We start from the raw sequence: 7,113 nt of genomic DNA on the forward strand, positions 1-7,113 counted from the left end.
AATATCCTAAGTCACGAATATATAGTTCATTCTTTTGTACCATACCTGTTCGAGTCGCACCATACGCTTGATGGACATGGGACGCCCACTAATATGCTTGGATTAAAATCATTGCAAACAGCTAAAAAGGTGATTGCAAGAATAGAAGTTATGCATATAATCAAAAAAGGACAAACTCTCCAAAATGAAAAGTTTGTCCAAAACCATGATCTCTTTGGTTCAACAATATAAAATTCAGTTCCGCTAGGAATCTTTCGTTCTTTTTTCATATCTCACTATTTTTGCATCAGAACTAACAATAATGAATTAGAATAATGACTTAATACTTGCTAGGACAGTAAGGATACCTATAATAATGACAAATACATTGCTCATTTTCCCTCTATATTTAGCTAGTACAGGCACTTTACGAATTGCATACATTGGTAATAGACATAAGATAGCAGCAACTAACGGTCCGCTAAGGGCATCAATGATTCCAAGAATACTTGGATTTGCATAAGCAACATACCAGCATGTTATTACGACAAAAGTAAGGATCATTGTCTTAACTGTTTTTTCTCCTATATCTTTCCCGCGTTTTTTACCGGACTTAATAATCATGTCACGCATTACTTCATATGCTCCTATATAATGGCCAAGGAAAGACTTTGTAATAGCCACAAAAGCAATGATAGGAGCTGCAATCGTGATTATAGGCGAATTAAGCTCATTAGCAAGATATGATAGGATTGACAAATTCTGTTCTTTTGCCATCATAAGATCATTTGGAGTCAAACTCAAGGTACTGCTCCAAACAAAGAACATAACAACAACGAATGTCATGATATAACAAACTTTTTGTATTTGAGCACATTTGGCATCAGTAGCTTCTATTCCATACGTAGCTCTCTGTTTCATAACAAATGACGAAATCATAGGAGAATGATTAAACGAGAATACTATGATTGGTAGTATCATCCATATCGTTCCCAAATATCCTGTTCCTGTTGAAGCAGTAGAAACACTTGAAAAACTAAGCATTGACGTATTCCACTGTGGAATCAAAGATATTGAGATAAAAAGTAGAGAAGCTATGAAAGGATATACTAGCATGCTCATAATCTTTACAGTGATATCTTGACCAAAATTTAGTATAGCGATAAGACCGAGTACTAATACAAGCGATAAAATGGCCCTTGGAGGCTCCTGCATGTGCAATTGATGCACGATAAAACTACTTGCAGTATTTGTAAGTGCAACAGAATACATTAGCACGATTGTATAAATTGAGACGAAATATACTATGTTAAAAATGATACTTGCCTTATTTCCAAAATACTCTCTTATTGTACCTGTAATCCCCTCTTCAGCAGAATTGGAAGCATATATCATTTTAGCAAGCGCCCTATGTGAGTAATACATAACTGGATATGCAAGTAATGTAATTAGTAGTAATGATAATAACCCACCTGAACCTGCATTAATCGGTAAAAAGAGTACTCCTGCTCCAATGGCTGTTCCAAAAAGGCTCAATGCCCAGGTAGTATCCTGTTTATGCCACTTTTTAGGGTCTGGATATTTCTCATTTTTTACTGCAGTATTTTCAGCTTGAAATTCTATTTTTTTTGCAGTATTCCCATTCATATAATAATTCCTCCTTGTGTCCTATTCTTACGTCTCTTTTTAAGGTTTAGGAATATAGATCGTTCTTGAAGAATGAATTGCTTACAAAGTGCGCCACATCGTGTGTCCTTCTTCTAAGTTAATCAAAATCGAAAAATTCGCTAGTCATCAACCTGATGGGTTTATTAGCGCTTACAAAACATTTTAATTATATAGTAGTACATTTTCGTGATAATGGATCTCAATATACAGACATCCTTAGGAGAACAATAGGAAATAGAATTGTTAACTATTTCACAATATTTCCGATAACTGTTTATTGATTTGATTGTTTCTCTCCAAAGATTTTATTTTTTATAGCAATCCCTGTAGGTGTGGCCGCAATCCCGCCTAAACCTGTCTCCCTTAATTCGCGAGGCATCTGTCTTCCAACTCTATACATCGCTTCAATAACTTCGTCAGCATTGATGATATTGTTTACGCCGGCTAATGCGATGTCCGCTGCTGCTAAAGCATTTGCCGTTCCAATGGCGTTTCTCTTTACACAAGGAATTTCTACCAAACCAGCGACCGGATCACAAACTAAACCGAGTAAATTTTGTAATGCGGTTGAGAAAGCTTCAGAAGATTGCTGTGGCGTTCCACCGGCAGCTTCTACCGCCGCTGCAGCCGCCATCGCTGAGGCACTGCCTACTTCAGCTTGACATCCTCCGTACGCTCCTGAAATACAAGCATTATTTGCGACTATCGTTCCAAATAACGCTGAAGTGAATAGAAAATGGATCATATCTTCATGACTTAATTGCAACGTATCTTTAATACTAAATAGGACTCCCGGGATCGTCCCACTCGCACCTGCTGTTGGAGTTGCACAAATAGCCCCTAATGCAGCATTTACTTCATTAACACCGATAGCACTTTGAATCCCTAGCACCATCAAATCTCCAGAAAGAGTTTTCCTATTTTCTCGATAGTTTTTAATTTTAACAGCATCACCTCCGGTTAAACCGGTTGGAGAAAATACCCCGTCGCCCTCGATACTTTTATTTATGGCATTTTCCATAGTCGCTAAATTTCTTTCCATTTTACTCCAAACTTCTTCATAAGACGTTTTAGTTTGTTTGATTTCCTGTTCTATTGCTAATTCATAGATTGGCTTTTGGCTTTTATTAGCTGCATCCACAATTTCTTTTATGGTCATATACATATTTTTTCACTCCTTAATGTAACTAAAGAATAATGAGATTAGCTATATTGCTTAAATTTCCTAATTCCTTCTGAACATTACCAGGCAATAGCGAATCCAAAGCGAACGCATATAAATATTTTCCGTTTTCTTCTAAACTATGAAAGTTGTTAATTTCAACATCATATTGTTTAAAGATCCTGCGTAAGACAAATTCAAAGTCAGCTCTTTCGGAAATCGCAATAATAACTGGCAATGGCCCCTGCAGATCTAAGCTAAATCCGTCAAATTCAACATGTTTGACTTCAATTAATCCACCGCCGACCGAAATACCCATCGTTCTAATACTTCGGCTTTCATCCTCTAAATATACATCTGCCGTATTTGGATGACCAGCAGGACTATCACCCGCTTTTTCAATAAAGGTAATGTCAATTCCTTTAGATTCTGCTATTTTAATAGCATCTGGTACTTTGCTGTCATCGGCAGCAAATCCTAATATCCCAGCAATAATTGCAAAATCAGTTCCGTGTCCTTTATGGGTTTCAGCAAATGATTCATAATACCTTACCACGACTTTTTTTGGAAGACCTTGAAATAATTTGTTGGAAACTGTTCCGATAGCCAAAGCACCTGCAGTATGTGAACTTGAAGGACCTATCATTACCGGCCCAATCACATCAAAACAACTTTTGTATTTAACAACTTTTTTTTCTTTAATAGAAGCTACATTCATGTTCATATAAGCACTCCCATAATTTATTATTGTTTAGTGCAGTTGAATCTAAGATATTTGAATGACCAATTCAAAATAAGATCCAGTTGATAACGCTTTCATATCTCGTGTTAATAAATTTCCCTTCTGATCACACACCTTTCTTAGAGTAATCGTATAAGTATGTCCAATTTTAGAAGGTTACTTGCACGGTCTTTAGAATTTTTGCACCAGAACTAGGTTTGATATTTTCTCTAGAGGTAATAGATTATCTCTCGACGCCCTCATTATAACTTGTATATTTATGAGTCTAATCTTTTTTTATTTTTAGAAAGATTGAATAAACAGAATCTTGAATGGATAATAAATTACACTTGGCATGTATCAATTGTGTCCATTGTTTGAAGCTGTATTAGTTGGTAGAAAAGCAAAAATAACACAGAGTTCCTTTCATTAACACATTGATTATATTGGAAAATCATTATAAAGATACTTATACTTTCCTTTGTTGAAACATCTTATTTTAGACGTGAAAGCTGTTGCAATAAGTGATTAATGTAGATGCAAAGGAATAAATTAATGAAATATAAAATCTCATCCGGATATTAATAGTACATTTTGCATTTATATACATTTTCAGAAAAAAGGAACTTCTTTTCTGGGTAGAACCACATCGCTATCAAGCTAAGAATTTTGACTATCCCTAATAAAAACCTAATATCTTCATGAAGTTCTTGAAAGTTACTTGGTTATTCATTCCGCCTGCTTCTATGCATGGGTGTATATGCTCTTGGTCTCCCGAAATGAAAGAGAGTATTATATGGACTTTTTTATTTAAAAATATATGGTTTTAGAAATAGCAAGTAGGAATTTATGGTAAAATAGTAAATGTTTTTGAATAAGGGAGTGGAGGGGTTTTAATTGGAATTTAGAAAGTTTTTTATGCTTTGTTTTTTGTTTATATTCACATTAACTATTGTGACTGGTTGTAGTTCTTCACAAAGTTCCACAGCTGTAAAAAATGGAAAGGCATCGTCGTCTTCGAAGAATGTGGAAATTGAAGTTGAAAATGTTGAATACGTATTACCATTAAGTGGGTTAACGGGGGGGATAAGTAAAGATAAAGTATTAAAATTCAAAGTGAGTGTGAAAAATAAAGGGGATGAAATGTTAGAGATATCACCTTATCTCTTTACACTATATCAAGGTGATGAAAAAATGAAGAAATATGATAAGGCCGATTCAGATAAATTACGCTTAATAGAATTAGAACCTGGTAAAAAAGTATCGGGGATCCTATACTACGAAGTGAATAAAGCCTCATCATATGAACTTGTTTATTCCAATGAGGAAACAAAAAAAAGAGACGAGGAAACAGAAAAAGTTTCTTTCAAAATTGATACGAAGGAAATAGAAAAAAATACAAAAGACTTAAATAAACCAGCTGAAGCTCTAAAAGCCTATATAAATGCTATTTATTATGATAAAGATATAGACAAGATTAATAAGTTAACCGGCGAAGATGGCAAGCAATTTACTGAGAATATACTAAAGGAATTTAAAAAAGATGCAACGTCCAGTACGTATAATGAAATTAGTGACCAAGAATTTGAAAGTTATTATAAAAAGTTGAAATCTGTACTACAGGAAAAAGTTACATTTAAAGTAAAATCAGTAGGTTCTTCTCCTGAGGAAGATAAGGTGGAAGTAGAATTAAAAGTGAAACCATTATTATTAAGTGAATTGCAGCCAAAATTAAATAAAGAAAACGAAAGATTGCTAAGAGAAAATCCAGGAATCGAACAGTCAAAATTATTTAGTCAATCGTTTGATTACCTTATATCCATATTGCCAGAAGCAAAAGTTTCAGATAAAGAAAAAGTAATAAAAGTTGAGATGGAGCGATACGGAAAAGACCAATGGCGCTTTTCAAAAGATAAAGTAAGCGATGCAGAGGACATAATGGAAATTATGGGAGAATTTTTAAAACAATAGAAAGATATAAACGAAAACGAAGTTTGCAACAACCAAACTTCGTTTTTTTGACGTATAATGAATTACAACAATCACTAAAGATTGCATAAAATCCATCAGCAATCATACCAACTTTTTATCTATTAAAAAACTTTGCAACAGAACCAACAAAAGCACCTTTTAGTTTAATAAGAAAATTAGTATATTTTTTGATTACATTTCTATGAAATCATACATTAAGCATAATTCCAATCTTTTCCGATATCACAATCCCCATATGGATTTATTCCATTAAATGCTCCAACATACATAACTTTCCCACTGCGAATGATCCATTCCATACCATGTTCCTCTTCCCATGTGCAATTTAATTCCAAATCAATGACAGGTTCAGATTTATTTTTAGGATTCGGAATACATATAGTATTTGGTGTAATATGAGGTAGAACATCTGTCAGTTTAGAAAATTCTATAATATCTTCACCTATATCATCAAGAAATTCATTACAGTATCTAATAGATGCTTTACAAAGTTTATTTATCAGTTCTTCACTTAAAGAATTTAAGTATGTTATACATAGCTCTGCGTATTCGATATCTGTATCTTGGTCTATGTATACCAGAATATTTTGATCAAATAATTCGAAATAGGCTTCTCCTTCTAATTCGGAATTTTCATTGGTTTTAAGGTTTTTAATAGTCATTTCATTTAATACCTCCTTTAAATTGAATTTTTCTATTATAAGTAGTCTCTATTTTTTTAAGGTTATAAACTAACTATATTTAAACTAATCGGAACAATGTCCCCTATTTTAGATACTGTTAGATTATTAAGAGTTTGATGGATACCAAGAAAATTTTATATCGCTATCAAGTGGTTTACCGTGTATTTCCTTGTTAATTAGGCTATACCATTCGTTTAAGATTTGAGCCTTTGGTAATTGAGAGGCTGGGTCATCTTCCCAGATAATGTGTGAAAACCAAGCTTTTGTTTCCCATTCAAATTGTAATTCTGCAAACGAAATTGTAGGATGATCTGCTTCGATAAAGTGTTGGTTTACAGCATCTGAAACTTCCGAAGCTTGTGGTAATAACTCATTTTTAATTCTATTTTTTATTTCCTGATTTTCTATTTGATCCCAAAAATACAATTGTCCGTTTATTTGATAAAAAATATCAAATGAAGCCTCTCCCTTTTTCATATTAAGCAATAAAAAAGCACGCTCCACATTATTTCCAGCGGCTTTTACAGTATTAATAAGTAAATTTTGTGCCATTGAGACCCAATAGCTATTGGCTTCTTCTAGTGGGGATTCAATATACAATTCTTCATCTAATTCATGGATAGTGGCCTTTTTATTGTTTACTTGTTCCACCTTTTTAAAAAATCTACTGAAAAAACCCATGATTTCTCCTCCTCTTTGTGATTTCCTTGTAATATATTTTAGTAATTAGATAATATTGACAATGCAATCATATCATTTTCACTTGAGTTATGAAACCAAGCTAATGAATGGAGTTTGTTCTTGTATTTCTTACATTCATTTGAGAAACCGAATGTAAGAAACATACTAAGATTAGTAGTGCAGGCCAAGGCATTGGTTCGCACTACTATTTTTTATATAGTAGAAGT

The 7,113-nt window shown here is 33.5% G+C and carries 6 protein-coding genes and 2 pseudogenes; 3 read left to right on the plus strand and 5 right to left on the minus strand.

Annotation, left to right across the window (positions count from 1 at the left end):
* Positions 1-90 precede the first annotated feature (90 nt).
* Positions 91-231: pseudogene (locus BAQ49_RS32385) on the plus strand (IS6 family transposase); the annotation flags it as partial.
* Between the two features lie 75 nt (positions 232-306).
* Here the strand turns inward: BAQ49_RS32385 and BAQ49_RS17995 are convergent.
* The 3 genes from BAQ49_RS17995 to BAQ49_RS18005 all read right to left on the minus strand — a co-directional run bounded on the left by BAQ49_RS17995 (position 307) and on the right by BAQ49_RS18005 (position 3,533).
* Entirely contained in the window at positions 307-1,626 is a 1,320-nt protein-coding gene (locus BAQ49_RS17995) for an aromatic amino acid transport family protein (protein ID WP_071746498.1), read from the minus strand.
* Positions 1,627-1,921: 295 nt separating this feature from the next.
* Complete coding sequence (gene sdaAA, locus BAQ49_RS18000) at positions 1,922-2,812, minus strand: L-serine ammonia-lyase, iron-sulfur-dependent, subunit alpha (RefSeq protein WP_071746499.1); 891 nt, start codon at positions 2,810-2,812, stop codon at positions 1,922-1,924.
* A gap of 22 nt (positions 2,813-2,834) precedes the next feature.
* Positions 2,835-3,533, minus strand: a complete 699-nt coding sequence (locus BAQ49_RS18005) for a serine dehydratase beta chain (protein WP_071746500.1) — start codon at positions 3,531-3,533, stop codon at positions 2,835-2,837.
* Positions 3,534-4,427: 894 nt separating this feature from the next.
* Here BAQ49_RS18005 and BAQ49_RS18010 point away from each other — a divergent pair.
* Positions 4,428-5,501 (plus strand): DUF5105 domain-containing protein, encoded by a 1,074-nt coding sequence (locus tag BAQ49_RS18010; protein ID WP_071746501.1) that lies wholly within the window; start codon positions 4,428-4,430, stop codon positions 5,499-5,501.
* 5 nt (positions 5,502-5,506) lie between these two features.
* Positions 5,507-5,590, plus strand: a pseudogene (locus tag BAQ49_RS34320) (IS6 family transposase); the annotation flags it as partial.
* A gap of 126 nt (positions 5,591-5,716) precedes the next feature.
* Here the strand turns inward: BAQ49_RS34320 and BAQ49_RS18015 are convergent.
* Positions 5,717-6,184: a DUF6985 domain-containing protein gene (locus BAQ49_RS18015; RefSeq protein WP_071746502.1), complete on the minus strand. Its 468-nt coding sequence runs from the start codon at positions 6,182-6,184 to the stop codon at positions 5,717-5,719.
* A gap of 126 nt (positions 6,185-6,310) precedes the next feature.
* Positions 6,311-6,886: a hypothetical protein gene (locus tag BAQ49_RS18020; protein ID WP_071746503.1), complete on the minus strand. Its 576-nt coding sequence runs from the start codon at positions 6,884-6,886 to the stop codon at positions 6,311-6,313.
* Positions 6,887-7,113: the final 227 nt, after the last annotated feature.

The organism is Bacillus proteolyticus, assembly GCF_001884065.1.
GTDB classification, from domain to species: Bacteria; Bacillota; Bacilli; order Bacillales; family Bacillaceae_G; genus Bacillus_A; species Bacillus_A proteolyticus.

Coding starts and splice junctions, on each gene's coding strand:
- BAQ49_RS17995 (WP_071746498.1), bottom strand. CDS start 1,626: ATGAATGGGAATACTGCAAAAAAAATAGAATTTCAAGCTGAAAATACT.
- sdaAA (WP_071746499.1), bottom strand. CDS start 2,812: ATGTATATGACCATAAAAGAAATTGTGGATGCAGCTAATAAAAGCCAA.
- BAQ49_RS18005 (WP_071746500.1), bottom strand. CDS start 3,533: ATGAACATGAATGTAGCTTCTATTAAAGAAAAAAAAGTTGTTAAATAC.
- BAQ49_RS18015 (WP_071746502.1), bottom strand. CDS start 6,184: ATGACTATTAAAAACCTTAAAACCAATGAAAATTCCGAATTAGAAGGA.
- BAQ49_RS18020 (WP_071746503.1), bottom strand. CDS start 6,886: ATGGGTTTTTTCAGTAGATTTTTTAAAAAGGTGGAACAAGTAAACAAT.